This window comes from Pseudomonas sp. PF05, assembly GCF_056521845.1.
This window is the reverse complement of sequence record NZ_JBWLPW010000022.1, coordinates 51,292-74,557: the sequence shown is the minus strand read 5'-3', so window position 1 is coordinate 74,557 and position 23,266 is coordinate 51,292. Positions and strand designations below refer to the sequence as shown.

General features: G+C 61.9%; 22 protein-coding genes. 15 read left to right on the top strand and 7 right to left on the bottom strand.

The window, feature by feature from the left end:
* The first annotated feature begins 70 nt into the window (after window positions 1-70).
* Window positions 71-1,270 carry a succinyldiaminopimelate transaminase gene (gene dapC, locus AC09SL_RS26520; RefSeq protein ID WP_003198225.1) on the top strand — a complete coding sequence of 400 codons (1,200 nt, stop codon included), beginning with the start codon at window positions 71-73 and terminating at the stop codon, window positions 1,268-1,270.
* 318 nt (window positions 1,271-1,588) lie between these two features.
* On the opposite strand, the gene AC09SL_RS26515 is transcribed toward dapC, so the two are convergent.
* Window positions 1,589-1,948, bottom strand: a complete 360-nt coding sequence (locus AC09SL_RS26515) for a DUF6124 family protein (protein WP_058543421.1) — start codon at window positions 1,946-1,948, stop codon at window positions 1,589-1,591.
* A gap of 482 nt (window positions 1,949-2,430) precedes the next feature.
* On the opposite strand from AC09SL_RS26515, the gene AC09SL_RS26510 reads away from it, so the two are divergent.
* Window positions 2,431-2,826, top strand: a complete 396-nt coding sequence (locus tag AC09SL_RS26510; RefSeq protein WP_058543422.1) for a type II toxin-antitoxin system PemK/MazF family toxin — start codon at window positions 2,431-2,433, stop codon at window positions 2,824-2,826.
* Between the two features lie 8 nt (window positions 2,827-2,834).
* On the opposite strand, the gene AC09SL_RS26505 is transcribed toward AC09SL_RS26510, so the two are convergent.
* Complete coding sequence (locus tag AC09SL_RS26505) at window positions 2,835-4,481, bottom strand: Na+/H+ antiporter (RefSeq protein WP_175360381.1); 1,647 nt, start codon at window positions 4,479-4,481, stop codon at window positions 2,835-2,837.
* 321 nt (window positions 4,482-4,802) lie between these two features.
* Between AC09SL_RS26505 and AC09SL_RS26500 the strand changes: the two genes are divergently transcribed.
* The 4 genes from AC09SL_RS26500 (at window position 4,803) to AC09SL_RS26485 (ending at window position 7,912) form a co-directional block, all read left to right on the top strand.
* Entirely contained in the window at window positions 4,803-5,165 is a 363-nt protein-coding gene (locus tag AC09SL_RS26500; RefSeq protein WP_058543193.1) for an ArsC family reductase, read from the top strand.
* A 32-nt stretch (window positions 5,166-5,197) separates the two neighbouring features.
* Complete coding sequence (gene dapD / locus AC09SL_RS26495) at window positions 5,198-6,232, top strand: 2,3,4,5-tetrahydropyridine-2,6-dicarboxylate N-succinyltransferase (protein ID WP_058543194.1); 1,035 nt, start codon at window positions 5,198-5,200, stop codon at window positions 6,230-6,232.
* 73 nt (window positions 6,233-6,305) lie between these two features.
* On the top strand, window positions 6,306-7,511 hold the full coding sequence (locus AC09SL_RS26490) for an aminotransferase class V-fold PLP-dependent enzyme (RefSeq protein WP_058543195.1): 1,206 nt from the start codon (window positions 6,306-6,308) through the stop codon (window positions 7,509-7,511).
* The gene (locus tag AC09SL_RS26485) at window positions 7,508-7,912 is read left to right on the top strand and encodes a SufE family protein (RefSeq protein ID WP_058543196.1); all 405 of its coding nucleotides are present in this window, start codon (window positions 7,508-7,510) and stop codon (window positions 7,910-7,912) included. Before AC09SL_RS26490 ends, AC09SL_RS26485 begins: the two co-directional genes overlap by 4 nt.
* Before the next feature lie 190 nt (window positions 7,913-8,102).
* Here the strand turns inward: AC09SL_RS26485 and tcdA are convergent, their stop codons facing one another.
* Window positions 8,103-8,921 (bottom strand): tRNA cyclic N6-threonylcarbamoyladenosine(37) synthase TcdA, encoded by an 819-nt coding sequence (gene tcdA / locus AC09SL_RS26480; RefSeq protein ID WP_058543197.1) that lies wholly within the window; start codon window positions 8,919-8,921, stop codon window positions 8,103-8,105.
* 301 nt (window positions 8,922-9,222) lie between these two features.
* Here tcdA and dapE point away from each other — a divergent pair, with 301 nt between their 5' ends.
* From dapE to AC09SL_RS26465, 3 genes are all read left to right on the top strand, one after another.
* Window positions 9,223-10,374: a succinyl-diaminopimelate desuccinylase gene (dapE, locus tag AC09SL_RS26475; protein WP_058543198.1), complete on the top strand. Its 1,152-nt coding sequence runs from the start codon at window positions 9,223-9,225 to the stop codon at window positions 10,372-10,374.
* The gene (locus tag AC09SL_RS26470; protein ID WP_058543199.1) at window positions 10,374-11,183 is read left to right on the top strand and encodes a putative RNA methyltransferase; all 810 of its coding nucleotides are present in this window, start codon (window positions 10,374-10,376) and stop codon (window positions 11,181-11,183) included. The genes dapE and AC09SL_RS26470 overlap by 1 nt, the downstream gene beginning before the upstream one ends.
* Window positions 11,184-11,265: 82 nt before the next feature.
* Window positions 11,266-11,643, top strand: coding sequence for a hypothetical protein (locus AC09SL_RS26465; protein WP_053182357.1), 378 nt, complete (start codon window positions 11,266-11,268; stop codon window positions 11,641-11,643).
* Between the two features lie 161 nt (window positions 11,644-11,804).
* Here the strand turns inward: AC09SL_RS26465 and AC09SL_RS26460 are convergent, their stop codons facing one another.
* On the bottom strand, window positions 11,805-12,014 hold the full coding sequence (locus AC09SL_RS26460) for a cold shock domain-containing protein (protein WP_058543200.1): 210 nt from the start codon (window positions 12,012-12,014) through the stop codon (window positions 11,805-11,807).
* Window positions 12,015-12,252: 238 nt separating this feature from the next.
* Here AC09SL_RS26460 and plsB point away from each other — a divergent pair, with 238 nt between their 5' ends.
* The 4 genes from plsB to AC09SL_RS26440 all read left to right on the top strand — a co-directional run bounded on the left by plsB (window position 12,253) and on the right by AC09SL_RS26440 (window position 16,536).
* Window positions 12,253-14,751, top strand: coding sequence for a glycerol-3-phosphate 1-O-acyltransferase PlsB (gene plsB / locus AC09SL_RS26455; protein ID WP_058543201.1), 2,499 nt, complete (start codon window positions 12,253-12,255; stop codon window positions 14,749-14,751).
* A 189-nt stretch (window positions 14,752-14,940) separates the two neighbouring features.
* Entirely contained in the window at window positions 14,941-15,315 is a 375-nt protein-coding gene (locus AC09SL_RS26450) for a hypothetical protein (protein WP_058543202.1), read from the top strand.
* 93 nt (window positions 15,316-15,408) lie between these two features.
* Window positions 15,409-15,813, top strand: a complete 405-nt coding sequence (locus AC09SL_RS26445; protein ID WP_058543203.1) for a YbaY family lipoprotein — start codon at window positions 15,409-15,411, stop codon at window positions 15,811-15,813.
* Window positions 15,814-15,846: 33 nt separating this feature from the next.
* The gene (locus AC09SL_RS26440) at window positions 15,847-16,536 is read left to right on the top strand and encodes a DUF4197 domain-containing protein (RefSeq protein ID WP_058543204.1); all 690 of its coding nucleotides are present in this window, start codon (window positions 15,847-15,849) and stop codon (window positions 16,534-16,536) included.
* Window positions 16,537-16,666: 130 nt separating this feature from the next.
* Here the strand turns inward: AC09SL_RS26440 and AC09SL_RS26435 are convergent, their stop codons facing one another.
* Both AC09SL_RS26435 and AC09SL_RS26430 read right to left on the bottom strand, forming a co-directional pair.
* A complete protein-coding gene (locus AC09SL_RS26435; RefSeq protein ID WP_064107099.1) occupies window positions 16,667-19,732 on the bottom strand; it encodes an efflux RND transporter permease subunit in 3,066 nt (1,021 codons plus the stop codon).
* A 6-nt stretch (window positions 19,733-19,738) separates the two neighbouring features.
* Entirely contained in the window at window positions 19,739-20,839 is a 1,101-nt protein-coding gene (locus AC09SL_RS26430; RefSeq protein WP_058545969.1) for an efflux RND transporter periplasmic adaptor subunit, read from the bottom strand.
* Between the two features lie 94 nt (window positions 20,840-20,933).
* On the opposite strand from AC09SL_RS26430, the gene AC09SL_RS26425 reads away from it, so the two are divergent.
* Window positions 20,934-21,569, top strand: coding sequence for a TetR/AcrR family transcriptional regulator (locus tag AC09SL_RS26425; protein WP_058545970.1), 636 nt, complete (start codon window positions 20,934-20,936; stop codon window positions 21,567-21,569).
* 194 nt (window positions 21,570-21,763) lie between these two features.
* Here AC09SL_RS26425 and AC09SL_RS26420 read toward each other — a convergent pair whose 3' ends face one another.
* Window positions 21,764-22,546 (bottom strand): class I SAM-dependent methyltransferase, encoded by a 783-nt coding sequence (locus AC09SL_RS26420; RefSeq protein WP_058545971.1) that lies wholly within the window; start codon window positions 22,544-22,546, stop codon window positions 21,764-21,766.
* Between the two features lie 92 nt (window positions 22,547-22,638).
* On the opposite strand from AC09SL_RS26420, the gene AC09SL_RS26415 reads away from it, so the two are divergent.
* On the top strand, window positions 22,639-23,259 hold the full coding sequence (locus tag AC09SL_RS26415) for a hypothetical protein (RefSeq protein ID WP_058545972.1): 621 nt from the start codon (window positions 22,639-22,641) through the stop codon (window positions 23,257-23,259).
* Window positions 23,260-23,266 lie beyond the last annotated feature (7 nt).

The window sequence follows — 23,266 nt, the reverse complement described above, 5'->3', positions numbered from 1 at the left end:
GCCTGACTCACCGCCATCGCGAGCAAGCTCGGCTCCCACAAGGACCGCGCCCACATTGACGAGGCCCTCGATGAACAACGCTCTGAACCAGCTCCAGCCCTACCCGTTCGAAAAGCTCCGCGCCTTGCTTGGCAGCGTCACACCCAACCCGGACAAACGCCCGATCGCCCTGTCCATCGGCGAACCCAAGCATCGCTCGCCCAGCTTCGTGGCTGAAGCCCTGGCCAGCAATCTGGAAAAGATGGCGGTGTACCCGACCACTCTCGGCATTCCGGAGTTGCGTGAAGCCATTACCGGCTGGTGCGAGCGCCGTTTCAACGTGCCGAACGGCTGGTTGGACCCAGCGCGCCATGTGCTGCCGGTCAATGGCACCCGCGAAGCCCTGTTCGCCTTCACCCAGACGGTGGTCAACCGTGGCGACGACGCCCTGGTGGTCAGCCCGAACCCGTTCTATCAGATCTACGAAGGCGCGGCGTTCCTGGCCGGGGCCAAGCCGCACTACCTGCCGTGCCTGGACGCGAACGGCTTCAACCCGGATTTCGATGCCGTCTCGCCGGACATCTGGAAACGCTGCCAGATCCTGTTCCTGTGCTCCCCTGGCAACCCGACCGGCGCACTGATCCCGGTGGACGTGCTGAAGAAACTCATCGCGCTGGCTGACGAATATGACTTCGTCATCGCCGCCGACGAGTGCTACAGCGAACTGTACTTCGACGAACAAACCCCGCCGCCGGGGCTGCTCAGCGCCTGCGTCGAACTCGGTCGCAAGGATTTCAAGCGCTGCGTAGTGTTCCACAGCCTGTCCAAACGCTCCAACCTGCCCGGCCTGCGCTCCGGTTTCGTCGCTGGCGACGCGGACATCCTCAAGGGTTTCCTGCTGTACCGCACCTACCACGGCTGCGCGATGCCGGTTCAGACCCAACTGGCGAGCATCGCGGCGTGGAACGACGAAGTGCACGTACGCGCCAACCGCGCGTTGTACCGGGAGAAATTCGACGCGGTGCTGGAGATCCTCAGCCCGGTGCTGGATGTACAGCGCCCCGATGGCAGCTTCTACCTGTGGCCGAACGTAGCGGGCGATGACGCGGCGTTCTGCCGGGACCTGTTCGAACAGGAACACGTGACGGTCGTCCCAGGCTCGTACCTGTCCCGCGATGTGGATGGCGTCAACCCGGGCGCCGGGCGCGTGCGCATGGCCCTGGTTGCGCCATTGGCCGAATGCGTGGAAGCGGCGGAGCGGATTCGCGCGTTCATCCAGCGTCGGGGTTAATTGGCTGTATCGCGCTGAAGCGGACCGCTGTTGTGGCGAGGGAGCTTGCTCCCGCTGGGCTGCGCAGCGGCCCCAAAGCAGTCAACTCAATCTGCCTGACGTATCGCGTTGTCCGGTTTCAGGGCCGCTTCGCGCCCTGCGGGGATAAATCCCCTCGCCACAGGTTCAGTGCTTCACAGGTATTTGTGTATTTGCCTTTCGATTTATCGCGAGCAAGCTTTGCTCCCACAGTGGATTTGTGTGGCTCACAAAACCTGTGATCGACACCAGATCTTGTGGGAGCAAAGCTTGCTCGCGATGAGGCCAGCACTTATTACCTCACACCCGAAGCTCTACCCGATCCAGGCACTTGTTCGCCAACAACATCCCCAACTCAATCATCTGGGCCACTCCCAACGCTACATGTCGTCGCGAGCCGTCCTGATCGAAGGCAAGGTCGTTGAGCATTGCATTGGCCGAAGCCAGGGTTTCACTGAGGTTGGCCAGCAACACTTCGGTGTCGATACCGTCAGCCACAGTGAATAACTGCACTGAGGGCTTGGGTTTTGACTTGCTGTCGTCAGGTTTGAGGTATTGATCCAGCACACGGTCAGCGGCTTCTTGTAGCTTTTCGGGTGCGTAATCGCCGTAGGGGAAAGTGGAGGCAGGTTTTGGTGGATTTTGGGGTTCTTTAATCATCGAATTGCTTGCTCCCTAGAGCTGAAGATGTAAACCCTGCACTTGGATTGTGCAGAAGCCCGTGCTCCTAGAGATGTTCGGATTCTCACGTCCGGTCGCTGAATTGGCAGCGACACCCAGAGGCTAGAGCCCTCGCTTCCGACGGACAACCTTAAAAACTTGTCGGAAACTTCGGTGCGTCTGACAGACCACGATCTGTCTACTCAGACAAGAAAAGACATAAAACATACCGCGAACGCCAAACCATTGATTTCGCTTACTTTGTACACCGACATATCTCATTCAACCCTGTTACGAGGGTTCAAGCTGGCTTGAATTCGCTATCGCCGGTAGCCATAATCGACCCTGTCACCAGCGAAAGCTGGCAGGAGTCTGGGTCCCTCTCGGGGTTGACCCAGCGGCGCAGAAAGGGCGAAGCAAGCTCAACTGCGTGTCGATTGAAGCCGCCTTCGGGCGGCTTTGCTTTTTTATGAGGATAAGGAATGCCTCTTTATTACCATCCCAAGCAAGGCGATGTTCTTCTTTGTGACTTCACGCGGGGCTTTGTTGCGCCTGAAATGCTGAAGATCCGCAAGGTGGTGGTGATCTCCCCTACTGCCACACACAGTCGCAAGCTCTGTACCGTGGTGCCGATTTCCTCCACAACGCCACAGACTCAGCAGGACTGGCACCACCTGCTCCGCACCAATCCCCTCCAGTCCGATGGCTACAAAGAACTGTGGGTAAAGTGCGACATGATCTATACCGTGAGTTTTGAACGTCTGGACAAGCTGCACAGAAAGACTCGATCCAAGGGTCGAGAGTACTTCGTTCCTCGCCTGGGCTCTGAAGACATGCAAGGCGTGATCGCCGGTGTGAAGGCCTACCTTCCGCTCTGACCCTGCCGTTATTTACCCAACCCCAAATTAGCCTCCGCCAAATCCAACTCCCCCAGCACCTCACGCAACACGTCATCGCCAATCTGGTGATGGCGGCTGAGGCGATACAACTCCAACCGCTGCGCCCGGTAGGCCTTCAAGCGCAGCCGGCGTTCCAACAGGTCCATCTCGAACGCCAGCGCCTGGGCTTCGGCGGAGTCGTTGAACACCTCCAACTGATGGCGATACTCAGACATCAGCCGCGCCTTGACCTCGGTCGCCAGTGCCGCCTGGGCCGCATCCGGCGTACTGGTCGTTTCAGCCGGCTCCTCCACTTCCAGCGCATGAATCGCCGCTTCAGCGGTTTTGCGCCAGGCATCACGCACTTCGGTACGACGTTTGTCGTCGGGGCTCCTCTCGATGCCCCGCAGCAGCAATGGCAAGGCGATGCAGGCCGCTATCAACGACAACAGAATCACCCCAGCAGCAATGAAGATCAGCAGATCTCGCTCGGGAAACGGCTCGCCTGCGGCCAACAACAATGGCACCGACAGTACGCCCGCCAGTGTTACCGCCCCGCGCACGCCGCCAAAGGTGAGCAGCCAGCAGGAGCGCGCGTCCGGCACCAAGGTCAACTCGCCCTTGCCGCGCCAGCGCCGCAGCAGCCCGGACAAGCGCCAGATGCTTTGCACCCAGACAAACCGCAGCACCAGCAACACCAGGAAAATCGCCACCAAATCCAGGCAACGGTAGAGCAACGTCGGCCACAGCGTGGCTTCGTGGCTGGTCACCGCCTTGATGATGTCCGGCAATTGCAGGCCCAGCAGCAGGAAGATCAAGCCGTTGAAGGCGAATTCCAACAGCGACCAGACACTGCGATTGAGCAGCCGCGTGCCGGTCTGGCGCGGCAGCAGGTCAAGCCAGCTCTGCATCATCCCCGCCGCCACCGCCGAGAGAATGCCCGAGGCGCCCAAGCGTTCGGCCAACACATAGGCCGCGAACGGCAGCAGCAACATGAACACCACGTGGGTGGCCGGATCGTCCCAGCCCCGGGCAATCATCCAGGCCCGCAGACGCCCCACCAGCCAACTCAAGCCCACGCCCACCAACAGGCCGCCAACCGCCACCAGGACGAAGGTCAGGCTGGCATTCGCCAGGGAAAACACGCCGGTGATCGCCGCTGCCAAGGCGAACTTGAAGGTCACCAGACCCGACGCATCATTCATCAGCGCCTCGCCCTGGAGCATGTGCATCAACGGCGCCGGCAGGCGGTCACGGGCTATCGCCGACACCGCCACCGCGTCGGTCGGCGACAACACTGCTGCCAAGGCGAAAGCCACAGCCAGTGGGATGCTCGGCAAGAGCCAGTGAATGAAATAGCCGGCGCCCACCACCGTGAACAACACCAAACCCACCGCCAGCGTCAGGATCGGTCCGCGCAGGCGCCACAATTCGCGCTTGGGCATGCGCCAGCCATCGGAGAACAGCAAAGGTGGCAAGAAGAGAAACAGGAACAACTCGGGATTGAGCACCACATGCAGGCCCAGGGACGGCCAGGCCAGCAAGGCACCGGCGCCGATCTGCACCAGGGGCAACGGCAGCGGGATCAACCGCCCGATCAGGCGCGAAACGCCCACCAGCATCAACAGGATCAGGACGGTATAGGCGCTTTGCATGACGGTTTTCCAACTACAGCGATACACATCCGGCAACAGCTTGCCGTTGAAGTGCCATATTAGCCGCTTAGCATGGGTCTGGCCGTTGTACCAATGTCGCAGTCCGCCCTGTGGAATGAGCCTGTGGGAACTTAGCTTGCTCGCAATGAACGATGGCGCAGTCTTGCAGTTGAACCGTGTCGCCTGTATCGCGAGCAAGCTAAGCTCCCACAGGCTCGCCCACGGGTTTGGAGGCATGCCGATCTGGGCCGCCGCGAAACCGTCCGGTCATGGCATAATCCTTCACCTTTTACTTTCAGCACCTGCAAAGGGGGCAGTTCCTTGACCGATTCAAGCAAAACGTTGCACCTTTTCGGCATCAAAGCCTGCGATACGATGAAAAAAGCGCGTACCTGGCTCGATGATCACGCTGTGCACTACGACTTTCACGATTACAAAACTGCCGGCATCGACCGTGAGCACCTGACCCAATGGTGCAACGAGCATGGCTGGCAAGTGGTGTTGAACCGTGCGGGTACGACCTTTCGCAAACTCGACGACGAACGCAAAGCCGATCTCGACCAGACGAAAGCCATCGAACTGATGCTCGCCCAACCCTCGATGATCAAGCGCCCGGTGCTCGATCTCGGTGACCGAACCCTGATTGGCTTCAAGCCAGATATTTATGCGGCAGCGATCAAGTAATCCTGCCCAGTCCATTTTGTAGAGGTAATTCCATGTCCACTACCCTGTTCAGCCTGGCCTTTGGTGTCGGCACTCAAAACCGTGAAGGCGCCTGGCTGGAAGTGTTCTACGCCCAACCGCTGCTCAAGCCGTCGGCTGAGATCGTTGCTGCCATCGCGCCGATTCTCGGCTACAGCGAGGGCAACCAGGCCATCACCTTCACCACCGCCCAGGCTTCGCAACTGGCAGACGCACTCCGTGGCGTCGATAGCGCCCAAGCCGCGCTGCTGACCCGCCTGGCCGAAAGCCACAAGCCGCTGGTCGCCACGCTGCTGGCCGAAGACGCCCAACTGAGCTCCACCCCTGAGGCTTACCTCAAGCTGCACCTGCTGTCCCATCGCCTGGTCAAGCCCCACGGCCTGAACCTGGCCGGCATCTTCCCCCTGCTGCCGAACGTGGCCTGGACCAGCCAGGGCGCGATCGACCTGGCCGAACTGGCCGAGCACCAGCTCGAAGCCCGCCTGCGTGGCGAGCTGCTGGAAGTGTTCTCGGTGGACAAGTTCCCGAAAATGACCGACTACGTGGTCCCGGCCGGTGTGCGTATCGCCGATGCCGCGCGGATCCGCCTGGGCGCCTATGTGGGCGAAGGCACCACCGTGATGCACGAAGGTTTCGTCAACTTCAACGCCGGCACCGAAGGCCCAGGCATGATCGAAGGCCGTGTCTCGGCGGGCGTATTCGTCGGCAAGGGTTCGGACCTGGGCGGCGGTTGCTCGACCATGGGCACCCTGTCGGGCGGCGGCAACATCGTGATCAAGGTCGGCGAAGGCTGCCTGATCGGCGCCAACGCCGGCATCGGTATCCCGCTGGGCGACCGCAACACCGTGGAGTCGGGCCTGTACGTGACCGCCGGTACCAAAGTGAAGCTGCTGGACGAAAACAACCAACTGGTCAAAGTGGTCAAGGCCCGCGACCTGGCCGGCCAGCCCGACCTGTTGTTCCGTCGCAATTCCGAGACCGGCGCGGTGGAATGCAAGACGCATAAGTCGGCCATCGAGCTGAACGAAGCACTGCACGCTCACAACTAAGCTTCACACCATCACCTGTGGGAGCGCCCTTGCTCCCACAGGGTCCGGCGTCATTCCAGCAGGGCCCGAAAGCATGTTGATTCCCTCCCCCTGGCGCACCGACTTCCCGGCCATCGCCGCCCTGCAACGGCAAGGCCAGACCTACCTGGACAGCGCCGCCACCACGCAAAAACCCCAAGCACTGCTGGACGCCCTGGCGCATTACTACGCCAATGGCGCGGCCAACGTACACCGTGCGCAGCATTTGCCGGGGGCCCATGCCACCCAGGCGTTCGAGGACAGCCGCCTCAAGGTCTCGCAATGGCTCAATGCCGGAAACTGCGGGCAAGTCGTCTTCACCCACGGCGCCACTTCGGCGCTGAACCTACTGGCCTATGGGCTGGAACATTTATTCAACCCGGGCGACGAGATCGTCATCAGCGCCCTGGAACACCACGCCAACCTGCTGCCGTGGCAGCAACTGGCCGAGCGTCGTTCGTTGACACTGGTGGTGTTGCCGCTGGATGTCGACGGGGTGATCGATTCTGGCGCAGCCGCTGAACTGATCGGCCCGCGTACGCGCTTGCTGGCGGTGAGCCAGTTATCCAATGTGCTGGGGGCCTGGCAGCCGGTGCCGGCGCTGCTGGCGCTGGCCAAGGCCCAAGGCGCGTTGACGGTGATCGACGGCGCCCAAGGCGTGGTCCATGGTCGCCATGACGTGGAGGCGCTGGGCTGCGACTTTTATGTATTTTCCAGCCACAAACTCTACGGCCCCGACGGGCTGGGCGTGCTGTTTGGCCGTACCGAGGCCCTTGGCAACCTGCGTCATTGGCAGTTCGGCGGCGAAATGGTGCAACAGGCCGATTACCACAGCGCCACCTTCCGCCCGGCGCCGCTGGGCTTCGAAGCCGGCACGCCGCCGATTGCCAGCGTGATCGGCCTGGGGGCAACCCTGGATTACCTGTCCGACCTCGATCCGCAGGCGATCATCGACCACGAGGCGGCGCTGCACGACTACCTGCTCCATGGCCTGCGGGCCCGCAACGGCGTGCACCTGGTGGGCAACCCGCGCCTGGCCTTGGTCAGCTTCGTGGTCGAAGGCATCCACAACGCCGACCTGGCCCACCTGCTGACCGAGCAAGGCATCGCCGTGCGCGCCGGGCATCACTGCGCGATGCCGTTGTTCAAGCATTTGCAGCTGTCCGGGGCGATCCGGGTGTCGCTGGCGCTGTACAACGACTCCGCCGACATCGAACGCTTCTTCGAAGCCCTGGACCAGGCCCTGGAGATGCTGCGATGAACCTGCCCGCCGAGGCCGCCGCAGCGCTGCAGATTTTCCAGGACGCGTCAGGTTGGGAGCAACGCGCCCGACTGCTGATGCAATGGGGCGAGCGCCTACCGCCGCTGAGCGACGAGGACAAGTGCGAGGCCAATCTGGTCCACGGTTGTGAAAGTCAGGTGTGGCTGGTGGGACAGTTGCACGATGGGCACTGGCAGTTTTGCGCCAGCAGCGATGCGCGGTTGATCCGTGGGCTGGTGGCGTTGTTGTTGGCGCGGGTCAATGGGCTGTCCGCCGTTGAGCTACAACAGGTGGACTTGCCGGACTGGTTCAATCAGTTGGGATTGTCGCGGCAGTTGTCGCCGTCGCGTAGCAATGGGTTGAGTGCGGTGCTACAGCGGATGCGCGAATTGACGCAGTAACCGTGGCGAGGGAGCTTGCTCCCGCTGGACTTCGCCCGCAGGAGCTGTGTAGGAGCTGTCGAGTGCAACGAGGCTGCGATCTTTTCCCCTGACACTTGAATCTCAAGCCAAAGATCAAAATCAAAAGATCGCAGCCTTCGGCAGCTCCTACAGAGCCCAGCGCGAGCAAGCGCCCTCACCACAAGAGCGGTCACTGTCCGGGCTTGACCCTGTCTGCCGGCCGCCGCACACCCGCCACGATCTTATCCACAGCCTTGGTCGCCGCGACCATGCCGAACGTCGCCGTCACCATCATCACCGCGCCGAACCCACCGGCGCAGTCGAGCTTGACGCCGTCGCCGACAAAACTCTTCTGCAAGCAAATGCTGCCGTCCGGTTTCGGATAGCGCAGTTGTTCGGTGGAGAACACGCAAGGCACGCTGTAGTGGCGGGTCACGGTGCGGGAAAAACCGTAGTCGCGGCGCAAGGTGGAGCGCACCTTGGAGGCCAGTGGGTCGTTGAACGTGCGGTTCAAGTCGCAGACCTGGATCAGCGTCGGGTCGATCTGCCCGCCTGCGCCGCCGGTGGTGATGATCTGGATCTTGCGGCGCTTGCACCAGGCGATCAGCGCAGCCTTGGCGTTTACGCTGTCAATGCAGTCGATCACGCAGTCGATGTTCGGCGTGATGTATTCGGCCATGGTGTCGCGGGTGACGAAGTCGGCCACCGCGTGCACGGTGCAGTCGGGGTTGATCCCACGCAGCCGCTCGGCCATCACCTCGACCTTGGGTTTGCCGACGGTGCTGTCCAGGGCGTGCAACTGACGGTTGGCGTTGCTGACGCAAACATCGTCCAGGTCGAACAACGAGATTTCGCCCACGCCGCAACGGGCGATGGCTTCCGCCGCCCAGGAACCGACACCACCGACGCCGACAATCGCCACATGGGCCGCCCGCAGGCGCTCCAGGCCGTCGATGCCATACAAACGGGCGATGCTGGCAAACCGTGGATCTTCTGTACTCATGACCATTACCCCAAAAACCGGCGCGCATTATAGGGCTTTGCCGTGGCAATTCGAGCCGTTCGCGAATTGAATCCCACCAAATCCTCCTTGTGGGAGCGAGCCTGCTCGCGATAGCGATGCCTCAGTCAACATTGATGCGGCAGATACGACGCCATCGCGAGCAGGCTCGCTCCCACAGGTTTTGTGTTCCACCTGTCCCGCACCAGGGGCCCATGATGGTCGTTTTGCTATAAGATAACCGCCATTTTGCGCGAGCCAGCCCGCGCCTGCACAAGCCTTGCGTTCACACTATATTCCCGGAGCTTTCATGACGGCCCACGCCGACCTCTCGCCGACCCTGCAACTCGCCTGCGACCTGATCCGCCGTCCGTCCGTGACGCCAGTGGATGCCGATTGCCAGAAACTGATGATGCAGCGCCTGGGCAACGCAGGCTTTACGCTCGAGCCGATGCGCATCGAGGATGTGGATAACTTCTGGGCCAGCCATGGCAAGCATGACGGTCCGGTGCTGTGCTTCGCCGGGCACACCGATGTGGTGCCGACCGGTCCGGTGCAGGCCTGGCAGCTCGACCCGTTCGATGCGGTCATCGATGAACAGGGCATGCTCTGCGGCCGTGGCGCGGCGGACATGAAAGGCAGCCTGGCGGCGATGGTCGTGGCGGCCGAACGGTTCGTTGCCGACTACCCGGACCACAAGGGCTCGCTGACCTTCCTGATCACCAGCGATGAAGAAGGCCCGGCCCACCACGGCACCAAAGCCGTGGTCGAACGCCTCAAGGCCCGCCAGGAACGACTGGACTGGTGCATCGTCGGCGAGCCGTCGAGCACCACCTTGGTGGGCGATGTGGTCAAGAATGGCCGGCGCGGTTCCCTCGGCGCGAAGTTGACCGTGCGCGGCAAGCAAGGCCACGTGGCTTATCCACACCTGGCGAAGAACCCGATCCACCTGGCTGCCCCGGCGTTGGCCGAATTGGCCGCCGAGCATTGGGACCACGGCAATGACTTCTTCCCGCCGACCAGTTTCCAGATCTCCAACCTCAACGCCGGCACCGGCGCGACCAATGTGATTCCGGGTGACCTGGTGGCGGTGTTCAACTTCCGCTTCTCCACCGAATCCACCGTCGAAGGCCTGCAACAGCGCGTCGCCGACATTCTCGACAAGCATCAACTGGACTGGCACATCGACTGGGCGCTGTCCGGCCTGCCGTTCCTCACCGAACCAGGCGCGCTGCTCGACGCGGTCTCATCGAGCATCAAGGACGTCACCGGGCGCGAAACCCAGGCGTCCACCAGCGGCGGCACGTCCGACGGTCGCTTCATCGCCACCATGGGTACGCAAGTGGTGGAACTGGGGCCGGTCAACGCGACCATCCACCAGGTCAACGAACGCGTGCTGGCGGCCGATCTCGATGTGCTGACCGAGATCTACTACAAGACGCTGATCAGGTTGCTCGCCTGATGCTCGCCTGCCCGATCTGCAGTGAACCGCTGAACGCGGTTGACAACGGTGTGGTGTGCCCGGCCGGCCACCGCTTCGACCGCGCGCGGCAGGGTTACCTGAACCTGTTGCCGGTGCAGCACAAGAACAGCCGCGACCCCGGTGACAACCAGGCAATGGTCGAAGCCCGGCGCGACTTCCTCAACGCCGGGCATTACGCCCCGGTCGCCCGGCGCCTGGCGGAACTGGCTGCCGAACGCACGCCCGGGCGCTGGCTGGACATCGGCTGTGGCGAGGGTTACTACACCGCGCAGATCGCCGAGGCGTTGCCCAACGCTGATGGTTATGCCCTGGACATTTCCCGCGAGGCCGTCAAGCGCGCCTGCAAACGCAACCCGCAGCTGACCTGGTTGATCGCCAGCATGGCCCGGGTGCCGTTGGCGGACGGCTGCTGCCAGTTCCTGGCCAGCGTGTTCAGCCCGCTGGACTGGCAGGAGGCCAAGCGCTTGCTCAGCCCCGGCGGCGGCCTGATGAAAGTCGGCCCCACCGCCGGCCACCTGATGGAGTTGCGCGAGCGCCTGTACGACGAAGTGCGTGAATACACCGACGACAAACACCTGGCCCTGGTGCCGGCGGGCATGGTGCTGGATCACAGCGAAACCCTCGAATTCAAGCTGACCCTGGACAGTGGCCAGGACCGCGCCAACCTGCTGGCCATGACGCCCCACGGCTGGCGCGCCAGTGCCGAACGCCGTGCCAGGGTGATCGAGCAGGCCGAGCCGTTCCAGGTCACGGTGTCGATGCGCTACGATTATTTCGTTCTTCAATAACCTTTTGATTCCGGCCCCGGGCAACCGCTCGGGGCCCGTTAAATCCGCGAATGGATTTTTCAAGACCGCAGCGAGGACATCCATGCGCCAACCCGATATCGAGATTTACCTCAAAGACGCCGACGTCGACCACAAGGCCATCGCCGCCTGGCTTGGCCAGGCCCTGGGCCCGTGCAGCGACTGGGTCCAGAAAGGCCAGACCTACAAGTGCAAGGCCGGCAGCATCCCCGTGACCTGGCTGCCCAAGGCCGTGGGCAAATGGAACAGCCTGTACCTGGAAAGCGACCAGACCCCGTGGGAAGACGACATCGCGTGCGCCCGCGCGGCCTTCGCTGCACTGAACGTCGAAGTGCGCTGCGCGCCTGGTTCATGGGTGGAGGAGGAAGGCGAAGAATCGGCGGACCGCTGGATTCGCATCAGTGCCGATGGGGAAGAAGAGATAACCTGGAAGACGGCGTGAGGCCAGTCTCAAGAGCAGCCTAGGTCCAAATGTGGGAGCACTGTGGGAGCAAAGCTTGCTCGCGATGGCTGAAGTACATTCAACATTGCTGCAAGCTGGCCTGGCGCTATCGCGAGCAAGCTTTGCTCCCACAGGGATCTACCACGGCTTCAAGAGTGGGGTTACAACCCCACCACATCCTCAGCCTGCAAGCCCTTCTGCCCTTCCACGACCGCGTACTCGACCTGCTGGCCTTCGGTCAGTGAACGGTGGCCTTCGCCGCGGATGGCGCGGTAATGCACGAACACATCCGCCCCGCCTTCACGCTGGATGAAGCCGTAGCCCTTCGCGTCGTTGAACCACTTCACACTGCCGGTTTCCCGTACTGCCATGATGCTCACTCCCATTTTTTTTTTGAGTCGGCTTTTCCCGCCCAACCACAAAAGGCAAAGCCGTACGAACTTTAGCCACCATCCGGCTCTCCACAAGGGAGGCCGCGGCAGTCACTGGCCGAGTATATGACACCCGAGAAAACTCTCAACTGACTTTACTTCGGCGCTTTTTTGCCGATTTTCGGCGAATCCGGCACACTGGCGCCCGCTCTATTCCATTCACTCATGCAGAAGCCGTATGACCCGCTCCCCGTTCCGCCGTCTTGTGTTTGGCACCCTGCGCCGACTGTTGTACCTCTGGGTTCGCTCCGAGACGATCAACCAGTCGTCCTTCACCCTCAACCTCGACCGCAGTCGTCCGGTGTTCTACGTCCTGCAAGATCCTTCACTTACTGACCTGGCGGTGCTCGACACCGAATGCACCAAGGCCGGCCTGCCTCGTCCGGTGCTGCCGGTCTCGGTGGGCAACCTTTTGGAGCCGGCGGCGTTTTTCTACCTGACGCCAGCGCCGGACTGGCTCGGCCGCCAGGACAAGCGCGGTGCGCCGCCGACCCTGACGCGACTGGTCGACGCCCTGACCCACGATGCCGCCGAAGACGCCCAGATCATTCCGGTCAGCGTGTTCTGGGGGCAGTCGCCCGACAGCGAATCCAGCCCCTGGAAGCTGTTGTTCGCCGACAGTTGGGCCGTCACCGGGCGCCTGCGCCGCCTGTTGAGCATCATGATCCTGGGGCGCAAGACCCGCGTGCAATTCTCCGCGCCGATCCACCTGCGCGAGCTGATCGAACACGACAAGGGCCACGAACGCACCGTGCGCATGGCCCAGCGGATCCTGCGGGTGCACTTCCGCAATTTGAAAGCAGCGGTCATCGGCCCCGACATCTCCCACCGACGCAACCTGGTCAAGGGCCTGTTGAACCAGCCGCTGGTCAAACAGGCGATTGCCGACGAGGCCGAGCGGGAAAAAATCTCCCCGGAAAAAGCCAAGGCCCAGGCCCTGCGCTACGGCAACGAGATTGCCTCGGACTACACCTACACCGCGATCCGTTTCCTGGAAGTGGTGCTGAGCTGGTTCTGGAACAAGATCTACGACGGCATCAAGGTCAACCATATCGAAGGCGTGCAGAACGTCGCCCAGGGCCACGAAGTCATCTACGTGCCGTGCCACCGCAGCCACATCGACTACCTGCTGCTGTCGTACCTGCTGTTTCGCAACGGCCTGACGCCACCGCACATCGCTGCCGGCATCAACCTCAACATGCCGGTGATCGGCGGGCTGCTGCGCCGTGGCGGGGCGTTCTTCATGCGTCGCACCTTCAAGGGCAACCCGCTCTACACCGCCGTGTTCAACGAATACCTGCATACGCTGTTCACCAAAGGTTTTCCGGTGGAGTACTTCGTCGAAGGCGGACGTTCGCGCACCGGGCGCATGCTGCAACCCAAGACCGGCATGCTCGCCATCACCCTGCGCAGCTTCCTGCGCTCGTCGCGCATGCCCATCGTGTTCGTGCCGGTCTACATCGGTTATGAGCGGGTACTGGAAGGCCGCACCTACTTGGGCGAATTGCGCGGGGCCAGCAAGAAAAAAGAATCGATCTTCGACATCTTCAAAGTCATCGGCGCCCTCAAGCAACGCTTCGGCCAGGTGGCGGTGAATTTCGGCGAACCGATCAAACTGGCGGAATTCCTCGACGGCGAACAGCCAGGCTGGCGCCAACAGGAACTGGGCCCGCAATTCAAACCGGCCTGGCTCAACGCGACCACCCACCGCCTCGGCGAACGCGTGGCCCGTCACCTGAACGAAGCCGCGGCGATCAACCCGGTCAACCTCGTCGCCCTGGCGCTGCTGTCCACCAGCCGCCTGGCCCTGGACGACCGCGCCATGGCCCGGGTGCTCGACCTGTACCTGGCGTTGTTGCGCAAAGTCCCGTACTCGCCCCACACCACGCTGCCCGAAGGCGATGGTCGAGCGCTGATCGAACATGTGAAAGGCATGGACCTGCTGTCGGAACAGAGCGATGCCCTGGGCAAGATTCTGTACCTGGATGAGCAGAACGCGGTACTGATGACCTACTACCGCAACAACGTCCTGCACATCTTCGCCCTGCCGGCGTTGCTGGCGAGCTTCTTCCAGAGCAGCTCGCGCATGAGCCGCGAGCAGATCCTGCGCTACACCCATGCGCTGTACCCGTACCTGCAATCGGAGCTGTTCATTCGCTGGTCGCTGGAAGAGTTGGACGGGGTAGTCGACCAGTGGCTCGAAGCATTCGTCGAACAGGGCCTGCTGCGTTTCGAAAATGACCTGTACCTGCGTCCGGCGCCGAGTTCGCGGCATTTCGTGCTGCTGACCTTGCTGTCAAAAAGCATCGCCCAGACCTTGCAGCGCTTCTACATGACCGTTTCGCTGCTGCTCAACAGCGGCCAGAACACCATCAGCGCCGAAGAACTGGAAGACCTCTGCACCGTCATGGCCCAACGCCTGTCGATCCTGCATGGCCTGAATGCGCCGGAGTTCTTCGACAAAAGCCTGTTCCGCCACTTCATCCAGACCATGCTCGACCTCGACGTACTGCGCCGCGACGAGGCTGGCAAACTCAGCTACCACGAGCTGCTGGGCGAACTGGCCGAAGGCGCGGCCAAGCGGGTGCTGCCGGCGGAAATTCGCCTGTCGATCCGCCAGGTGGCGCTGCATCGCAGTGAAGATGCCGCGGAAGTCGCCATCAGCCCCGACAGTTGAAGGTTGTCGATCACTCACCGAGAAGCATGGAACGCTTGCGGTGAGTTGATGGGACAGTCGACCAGCTTACTCTGACGCTGCGCAGCGGCTAAGGCGGCGTCAAACCAAGAAAAGACCTACAGAGAAACTTGGGCCAGCCCTCTAGGATGAGCCCACGTCAATGTCGACGTATTGAAAAGGAATTCATTCATGAAACACGCAATCAACGTAACACTGCGTCTGCCAGATGATTATCAAGTTCCACAAACAGGCGCAGGTGATTATGCAATTTCCATCGAAAAAACTACCGGCCTGCCAGGCTCCTATCCTGGCATCAGCTCCAACGTACTTCCGGTGGGATCACCCCTGGTCTTTTCCTTCCACATCGTTCCCGATTTCGACCCGGCTGTCGCAGGGGACGAGTTTTCGGTGAAGATGCAAATCAACCATGAAGGCACTGACCTTCTAGCAGATAACGAACACGCCTTCATTTGGAATGGAGGCGATCAAGATGTAGACATTGATCTGAACCTCGCGCCATCGTCGGCCATTGAAACTGATCATCTGATCGCACCCAACGTCTGAGTCGTTACGTTTCGGCTGGATTTTTGGTGCCGAATCCTCCAGATTCTCTTTGGCGCCAGCGTGTTGCTGGCGTCAAAGGAAAGGTACTTCCACATGAAAAAATTTCTTCTGCTTGCATTCACTTCACTGCTGGCCGCGTGCCAATCATCAACGCCACCCGCCGCCTCCGTCGCGAGCCTCGATGGCGAAGTCTTCTATCTGCAACGCATCGCCCTGCCGCCCAACGCTACCTTGAGCGTGAGCCTGCAAGACGTTTCCCTGGCCGACGCCCCTGCCGTGGTACTCGATCAACAGAGCGGCCCGGTCAAAGGCCAGGTCCCGCTGCCGTTCCACCTCAGTTATGATCCGGCCCAGGTCAAGCCCGGCCATCGTTATGCCGTGAGCGCCCGCATCGAAGTGGACGGCCAGTTGATGTTCATCACCACTGAACAACACGCCGTGCAACTCGATGGCAAGGATCCGCAGCCGTTGAAGATCCGCGTCAACGCCGCACGCTGATTGCTTTTTCAAACTTTCTTCAAGGACCCCATCATGCTTCGCTCAACCCTCCGTTTCACCGGCCTGTGCGCAGGCCTGCTGATCTGTGCCAATGCCATGGCCCTGTCCTTGGGCGACCTGTCGCAAAAGGATGCCACGGGCGGTCTCAAGGACGCCTTGATCCAAGGTGCGCAGGTGGCGGTCAAGCAACTGGGCACACCCGGCGGCTTCAGCAACAACCCGGATGTGAAGATCGAACTGCCAGGCAAGCTCGGCAAAGTCGCCAGCAAGATGAAAGCCTTCGGCATGGGTGAGCAGGTCGAACAACTGGAAACCAGCATGAACCAGGCCGCCGAAGCCGCGGTGGTCCAGGCCCAGCCGATCCTGGTCAACGCCGTGAAGAACATGAGCGTGAGTGATGCCAAGGGGATCTTGAGCGGCGGCAACGACTCGGCCACGCAATACCTGAACAAGAGCAGCCGCGAGCAGATCCGCGCCAAGTTCCTGCCCATCGTCAAGCAAGCCACCGACAAGGTCGGCCTGGCGCAGAAATACAACGCTTTCGCCGGCCAGGCCGCGACCTTTGGCGTGCTGGACGCCAAGAGCGCCAACATCGAAAACTACGTGACCGAGCAGGCGCTGGATGGGTTGTTCGAGATGATCGGCAAGCAGGAAGCCACCATTCGCCAGAACCCGGCGGCTGCGGCGACCAGTTTGGCGAAGAAGGTTTTCGGCACTCTCTAGCCCCAATCCAAAACAACTGTGCGAGCTTGCTCGCGATGGCGGTATTGGCTTCAACATCTTCGTTGACTGTTACACCGCTATCGCGAGCAAGCTCGCTCCCACATTGGATCTGTTCTGGTCTCTGAACGGCTCAGGTCTTCTTGACCCTGAACCACGCCGCATACAACGCAGGCAGGAACAACAGTGTCAACGCCGTCGCCACGATCAAGCCGCCCATGATCGCCACGGCCATCGGTCCGAAGAACAGGCTGCGCGACAGCGGGATCATCGCCAGCACCGCCGCCAGTGCAGTGAGCACAATCGGACGGAAGCGGCGTACCGTCGCTTCGATGATCGCCTGCCACGGGGCCAGCCCCGCCTTGATGTCCTGTTCGATCTGGTCCACCAGGATCACCGAGTTGCGCATGATCATCCCCGACAGCGCGATCGTGCCGAGCATGGCGACGAAACCAAACGGCTGGCGGAACACCAGCAAGAACAGGGTGACACCGATCAACCCCAGCGGCGCGGTGAGAAACACCATGACCGTGCGTGAGAAACTGCGCAGTTGCAGCATCAGCAGCGTCAACACCACGACGATGAACAACGGCACACCGGCATTCACCGATTTCTGGCCGCGAGCCGAATCCTCCACCGTACCACCCACCTCCAGCAGGTAACCGTCCGGCAGTTGCGCACGAATGGGCTCCAGGGTCGGGAAGATCTGCTGCACCAGGGTCGCCGGTTGCTCCTTGCCATAGATATCGGCCCGTACGGTCACGCTCGGCAGGCGGTTGCGGTGCCAGATCACGCCCTCTTCGAAGCCGTATTCCAGGGTTGCGATCTGCGACAGGGCAACGCTCCTGCCATTGTCGGTCGGCACCGCCAGGCTCGGCAGCAACGACAACTCGGTGCGCTCATGCACCGTGCCGCGCAGCAGGATTTCGATCAGTTCGTTGTCTTCCCGATACTGGCTGACGCTGGAGCCCGTGAGGGAGCTGCGCAGGAAACTCGCCAGGTTGGCGGTGCTCACGCCCAGGGCTCGAGCACGGTCCTGGTCGACGTTCAGGTACACCACCTTGCTCGGCTCTTCCCAGTCCAGGTGCACATTGGTCACGTAGGGATTTTCGCGAACTTTCGCCGCCACTTTGCGCGCCAGGGCGCGGACCTCTTCGATGTGCTCGCCCGTGACGCGGAACTGCACCGGGTAGCCGACCGGCGGGCCGTTTTCCAGGCGGGTGACCCGCGACCGCAGGGTTGGGAACTGTTCGTTCAGGGTCGCGATCAACCAACTGCGCAAAGGCTCGCGGTCTTCGATGGTCTTGGCCAGCACCACGAACTGGGCGAAGCTGGACGCCGGCAATTGTTGATCCAGCGGCAAGTAGAACCGCGGTGAGCCGGTGCCAACGTAGGCCACGTAATTGTCGATGCCGGCGTGATCCTTGAGCAGCGCTTCAAGGCGCTTGACCTGCTCGGCGGTGTTGCTCAGGGAGGCGCCTTCCTGCAGCTTCAGGTCGACCATCAGTTCCAGCCGCCCCGATGCCGGGAAGAACTGCTGCGGCACGAAACGGAACAACACCACCGAGCCGACGAACAACAGCACGGTCAGGATGATGACGGTTTTGCGGCGACGCACGCACCACTCCACCATCCGCCGGACACGCTGATAAAACGGCGTGCCGTAAGGATCGGTCTGGCCGTCGGCCGTGCCATGTTTGGCCGCGTGAATTTTCGCCAGGTCCGGCAGGAGCTTTTCCCCCAGGTACGGCACAAACACCACGGCAGCCACCCAGGACGCCAGCAACGCCAGGGTCACGACCTGGAAAATCGAACGGGTGTATTCGCCGGTGCCCGATTGCGCGGTGGCGATCGGCAGGAAGCCGGCCGCGGTGATCAACGTACCGGTGAGCATCGGGAACGCCGTGCTGGTCCACGCAAAACTGGCGGCCTTGATCCGGTCGAAGCCCTGCTCCATCTTGATCGCCATCATCTCCACCGCGATGATCGCGTCGTCCACCAGCAACCCCAGCGCCAATACCAGCGCGCCGAGGGAAATCTTGTGCAGGCCGATGCCCAGGTAGTACATCGCGGCGAAGGTCATCGCCAACACCAGCGGGATCGCCAGGGCCACCACCATCCCGGTGCGCAGCCCCAAGGAAAAGAAGCTCACCAGCAACACAATCGTCAGCGCTTCCACCAGCACCTGGACGAACTCACCCACTCCGGTCTTCACCGCCGCCGGCTGGTCCGACACCTTGCGCAATTGCATGCCGGCCGGGAGCGTGTTCTGGATACGGGCAAACTCGATCTCAAGGGCCTTGCCCAGCACCAGGATGTCTCCGCCGTCCTTCATCGCCACAGCCAGGCCGATGGCGTCTTCGCCCATGAAACGCATGCGTGGCGCCGGTGGATCGTTGAAACCACGGCGCACATCCGCCACATCACTGATACGGAACGTACGATCGGCGACCCGGATCGGGAAGTTGCGGATCTCGTCCACGCTCTGGAAATTACCGGACACCCGTAGCTGCACCCGCTCGCTGCCGGTTTCGAAGAAGCCGGCGGTCGATACCGCGTTCTGCTCCTCAAGGGCCTGCTGGACCGCCGCCAAGGGCAAGCCGAGAGTCGCCAGCTTCACGTTGGACAGCTCGATCCAGATCTTCTCGTCTTGTAAACCGAGCAGTTCGACCTTGCCCACGTCCTTGACCCGTTGCAGCTGGATCTGGATGCGGTCGGCGTAGTCCTTGAGCACCGCGTAGTCGAAGCCGTCACCGGTCAGCGCATAAATATTGCCGAAGGTGGTGCCGAATTCATCGTTGAAAAATGGCCCTTGAATACCCGGCGGCAAAGTGTGGCGGATGTCACTGATCTTCTTGCGGATCTGGTACCACAGCTCGGGGATCTGCACCGAATGCAGGGAGTCGCGGGCCACGAAGGTCACCTGGGACTCGCCCGGACGGGAGAACGAGACGATTCTTTCGTAATCGCCGGTTTCCATCAGCTTTTTTTCGATGCGTTCAGTGACCTGTCGCGAGACTTCCTCGGCCGTGGCGCCCGGCCAGTTGGTGCGGATGACCATGGCCTTGAAGGTGAACGGCGGGTCCTCACTCTGGCCAAGCTTGGTGTAGGAAAGTGCGCCGACGATGGCCAGCAACAGCATCAGGAACAGTACGATCTGGCGGTTGCGCAGCGCCCATTCGGAAAGATTGAAACCCATCGGGGATTACTCCTTGGCCGTCAGGTTGACCACGCGGTTGGAGCGATCCACCGGCCGCACTTGCTGGCCGTCGAGGAGCACATGCACGCCGGCCGCCACCACCCAGTCATCGGGGCTGAGGCCTTCGAGCACCGGAACGGTCTTTTCACCGAAGGCGCCGACCCGCACCGGGACTTTTTTCAGGGTGTTGTTGGCGTTGACCACCCAGACGTACGTCGCACCGTTTTCAGCCGTCAGGGCCGACAAGGGCACCGACAGCGGCACCTTTTCGGCGGTCTGGATAAACACCCGGGCGCTCTGGCCCAGTTCGGCCGGCACGCTGCCGGCGGTGAAGGCCACACGGGCGGCAAAGGTGCGGGACTTGGGGTCGGCGGCCGGCGACAGTTCGCGAATGCGTCCACTGAAACGCTGGCCAGGCTGGCTCCACAGTTCGACCGAAACCGGCTGGCCAATCTTGAACCGGCCAAAACCTTGTTCCGGCAGGCTGATCAGCACTTCACGCTCGCCGTCGGTGGCCAGGGTGAAGACGGTCTGCCCGGCTGACACCACCTGCCCGACTTCCACCGATCGCCGGGCAACCACGCCATCCTGGGGCGCACGCAGCACCGAATAGCTGGCCTGGTTGTTGGCGACATCGAACTCGGCCTTGATCTGCTTGAGTCGCGCGGCGCCGGAGCGGTAAAGGTTCTCGGCGTTGTCGTATTGGGAGCGGCTGACCATCTGCCGTTCCATCAAGGTCTTGTAGCGGTCACGCTCGGCGCGTACCAGGTTCAGGTTGGCCTCGGCGGCGGCGACCTGGGCACGGGTCGCTTCCAGTTGCAGGCGCACATCTTCGGGATCGAGTTCGGCCAAGGGTTGATTGGCCTTGACCCGCTGCCCCTCTTCGACCAGTCGTCGGCTCACCTTGCCGCCAATGCGAAAGGCCAGGTCAGGTTCGAACCGTGCTCGCACTTCACCGGGATAACTGTCCATCGCCTGGGCTGAAGGCCGTGGTTTGACCACCATGGCGGGGCGCACGGCGGCGGGCACCGGCTCGTCATGACCGCACGCAGACAATAAAAAAGCCAGGGTGACTGGCACGGCGAGGGGCAAGGCATAGCGGAACATGGCGAGTGACCTTTCGCTAATGGTGCTTGGAATAATTATACTGGCGAGTATGTTATTAATAGCAAACTCACCAGTCCAGTATTAAAGCGAAGAAATGTCGAACAATCCTCCAATCCCCTCCGGCCCCGGCCGTCCCAAGGACTTGGCCAAGCGCCAGGCCATTCTCGACGCGGCGAAGCGCCTGTTCGTGAGCATGGGTTATGCCAGTACCAGCATGGACGCCGTCGCTACCGAGGCTGGGGTCTCCAAGCTGACGGTCTACAGCCACTTCAACGACAAGGAGACGCTGTTCTCCGCGGCGGTGATCGCCAAATGCGAAGAGCAGGTGCCGCCGCTGTTTTTCGAATGGCCGGAGGGCGTTGCGATCGAGCACGTGCTGCTGAACATCGCCCGTGGTTTTCACCAACTCATCAGCAGCGAGGAATCGGTGAACCTGCATCGGGTGATCATGGCCCTGGGCAGTCAGGATCCGAAGCTCTCGTCGATTTTCTTCGAAGCCGGCCCGCAGCGGATGCTCTCAGGCATGGAACGCCTGCTGACCAAGGTCAACCAGAGCGGTGCCCTGAGCATCGACAAACCGCGCAACGCCGCCGAGCATTTCTTCTGCCTGATCAAGGGCGCGGCGAACTTCCGCCTGTTGTACGGCTGCGGCGCGCCACTGGAACCTCAAGCGGCCGAGGCCCATGTGCAGGAAGTGGTGGGGTTGTTCGTGCGGGCTTATCGGCCTTAGGCCTGCCAAAGTTTTTTCTGACTGGGGTGGGCCTGTGGGAGCAAAGGTTTCGCTGACTGAGGTGGACCTGTGGGAGCAAAGCTTGCTCGCGATGGCGGCGGCGCGATCTCTCAGAAGACCGCGTCATCGTTCGTCGCGAGCAAGCTTTGCTCCCACAGATCATTCTTCTGCGACAGAACACCTTTTCCCACAGATCAGGGCTTGAGCGCTTTCTTGGGGTAGATATCGTAGCGACTGGATTTGCCGTCGAGCCCATGGCTCGGCTTCGGCCCTTCGATACACGGTGCCTTGCGCGGGCGCTTGACCACCACTCGGTGAGTCGCCAGGGCCAGGGCGGCGGCGAGCAGCGCCGGGGCGTCCGGGTCATCGCCCACCAGGGGGCGGAACAGGCGCATTTCCTTCTTCACCAGGGCGGTTTTCTCCCGATGGGGAAACATCGGGTCGAGGTAGATCACCTGGGGTGGCTCGCCTTCCCAGCCGCGCATCACCTCGATGGAGTTGCCCTTGAGCAAACGCATGCGCGCCACGATCGGCGCCACCTCGAAGTCCTGCGCCGCGCGAGCCAGGCCATCCTCCAGCAGAGCCCCAATCAGCGGTTGACGCTCGATCAGGCTCATTTCGCAGCCCAGGCTGGCCAACACAAACGCATCCTTGCCCAACCCGGCCGTGGCATCCAGCACCCGCGGACGCACACCTTGGGCAATGCCGACCGCCTTGGCGATCATCTGGCCGCTGCCACCGCCGTACAAGCGCCGATGGGCCGCGCCGCCCTCGACGAAGTCCACCCGCACCGGTCCTGGCGCGTCCGGGCCCAGTTGCTGCAACTGCAACCCCTGCTCGCCGACCTGCAAGGCAAACTCGCCATCGTCCACTTGCAAAGGCAGGCCAAGCCGCTCGGCCCAGTGCTCGGCCTGCGGTTGGAAGGCCGGGGCCAGGGCCTCGACATGGATGCGGCAGGCCGCAGGTTGCTCACTCATGGAAAACACGCCCAAAAAATTAAGGATCGGCAAAAACGGCCGATAACAACGGTGAACGGCATTTTGCCAGAGCTGAGCGTCGACCGAGAAAAATGTCAGACATTCAATCCACATCGATAGGCGTTATCTCCCCTTACGGCGATTACAGCCTGCGTAACACCCAAGCACTGAGCGGCGTCAGTCACCTGTGGCAGGATTTTTTTGCCCGGGCCCTGGCCGATCAACTGGGTGATAACGCACCGGCACCTGGCAGCTACCAGCCAGTGGCCCTCGATGAAGCGGTTGAACCGACCCTCGGCGCCGAGTTGCTGGAGCACATCGTCAGCCAGCGCACCTGCGAAGTGACCGAAACACCGGTCAAGCCGCCTGAACCGTTGTTCCTGCCGATCGCCGAATTCGAACTCGACCTGCTGGACAAGCCCTTCCCGCCCTTCCCAGCCGAAGAAATCGCTGCCCAGCAAAAACAGCAGACCTTCGAAAGCAACTGGGTTCGCCCGCTCGTCCTCACCGCCGGCCAACCGCTGCCGGAGCCCGGCCCGGCACCGCAACCGCGCCCATTGCACCTGCCGATCGCCGAGTTCGAACTCGATTTGCTGGACAAGCCGTTCCCGCCCTTCCCGGAAGAGGAACTGGTGGCGCAGCAGAAACAACTGGATTTCGACGTCCGCTGGGCACGTCCGATCGTGCTGCAGAACCTGCGTATCGCCGCCTGACCCTCTC

Coding starts and splice junctions, on each gene's coding strand:
- dapC (WP_003198225.1), top strand. CDS start 71: ATGAACAACGCTCTGAACCAGCTCCAGCCCTACCCGTTCGAAAAGCTC.
- AC09SL_RS26515 (WP_058543421.1), bottom strand. CDS start 1,948: ATGATTAAAGAACCCCAAAATCCACCAAAACCTGCCTCCACTTTCCCC.
- AC09SL_RS26510 (WP_058543422.1), top strand. CDS start 2,431: ATGCCTCTTTATTACCATCCCAAGCAAGGCGATGTTCTTCTTTGTGAC.
- AC09SL_RS26505 (WP_175360381.1), bottom strand. CDS start 4,481: ATGCAAAGCGCCTATACCGTCCTGATCCTGTTGATGCTGGTGGGCGTT.
- dapD (WP_058543194.1), top strand. CDS start 5,198: ATGTCCACTACCCTGTTCAGCCTGGCCTTTGGTGTCGGCACTCAAAAC.
- AC09SL_RS26490 (WP_058543195.1), top strand. CDS start 6,306: ATGTTGATTCCCTCCCCCTGGCGCACCGACTTCCCGGCCATCGCCGCC.
- AC09SL_RS26485 (WP_058543196.1), top strand. CDS start 7,508: ATGAACCTGCCCGCCGAGGCCGCCGCAGCGCTGCAGATTTTCCAGGAC.
- tcdA (WP_058543197.1), bottom strand. CDS start 8,921: ATGGTCATGAGTACAGAAGATCCACGGTTTGCCAGCATCGCCCGTTTG.
- dapE (WP_058543198.1), top strand. CDS start 9,223: ATGACGGCCCACGCCGACCTCTCGCCGACCCTGCAACTCGCCTGCGAC.
- AC09SL_RS26470 (WP_058543199.1), top strand. CDS start 10,374: ATGCTCGCCTGCCCGATCTGCAGTGAACCGCTGAACGCGGTTGACAAC.
- AC09SL_RS26465 (WP_053182357.1), top strand. CDS start 11,266: ATGCGCCAACCCGATATCGAGATTTACCTCAAAGACGCCGACGTCGAC.
- AC09SL_RS26460 (WP_058543200.1), bottom strand. CDS start 12,014: ATGGCAGTACGGGAAACCGGCAGTGTGAAGTGGTTCAACGACGCGAAG.
- plsB (WP_058543201.1), top strand. CDS start 12,253: ATGACCCGCTCCCCGTTCCGCCGTCTTGTGTTTGGCACCCTGCGCCGA.
- AC09SL_RS26450 (WP_058543202.1), top strand. CDS start 14,941: ATGAAACACGCAATCAACGTAACACTGCGTCTGCCAGATGATTATCAA.
- AC09SL_RS26445 (WP_058543203.1), top strand. CDS start 15,409: ATGAAAAAATTTCTTCTGCTTGCATTCACTTCACTGCTGGCCGCGTGC.
- AC09SL_RS26440 (WP_058543204.1), top strand. CDS start 15,847: ATGCTTCGCTCAACCCTCCGTTTCACCGGCCTGTGCGCAGGCCTGCTG.
- AC09SL_RS26435 (WP_064107099.1), bottom strand. CDS start 19,732: ATGGGTTTCAATCTTTCCGAATGGGCGCTGCGCAACCGCCAGATCGTA.
- AC09SL_RS26430 (WP_058545969.1), bottom strand. CDS start 20,839: ATGTTCCGCTATGCCTTGCCCCTCGCCGTGCCAGTCACCCTGGCTTTT.
- AC09SL_RS26425 (WP_058545970.1), top strand. CDS start 20,934: ATGTCGAACAATCCTCCAATCCCCTCCGGCCCCGGCCGTCCCAAGGAC.
- AC09SL_RS26420 (WP_058545971.1), bottom strand. CDS start 22,546: ATGAGTGAGCAACCTGCGGCCTGCCGCATCCATGTCGAGGCCCTGGCC.
- AC09SL_RS26415 (WP_058545972.1), top strand. CDS start 22,639: ATGTCAGACATTCAATCCACATCGATAGGCGTTATCTCCCCTTACGGC.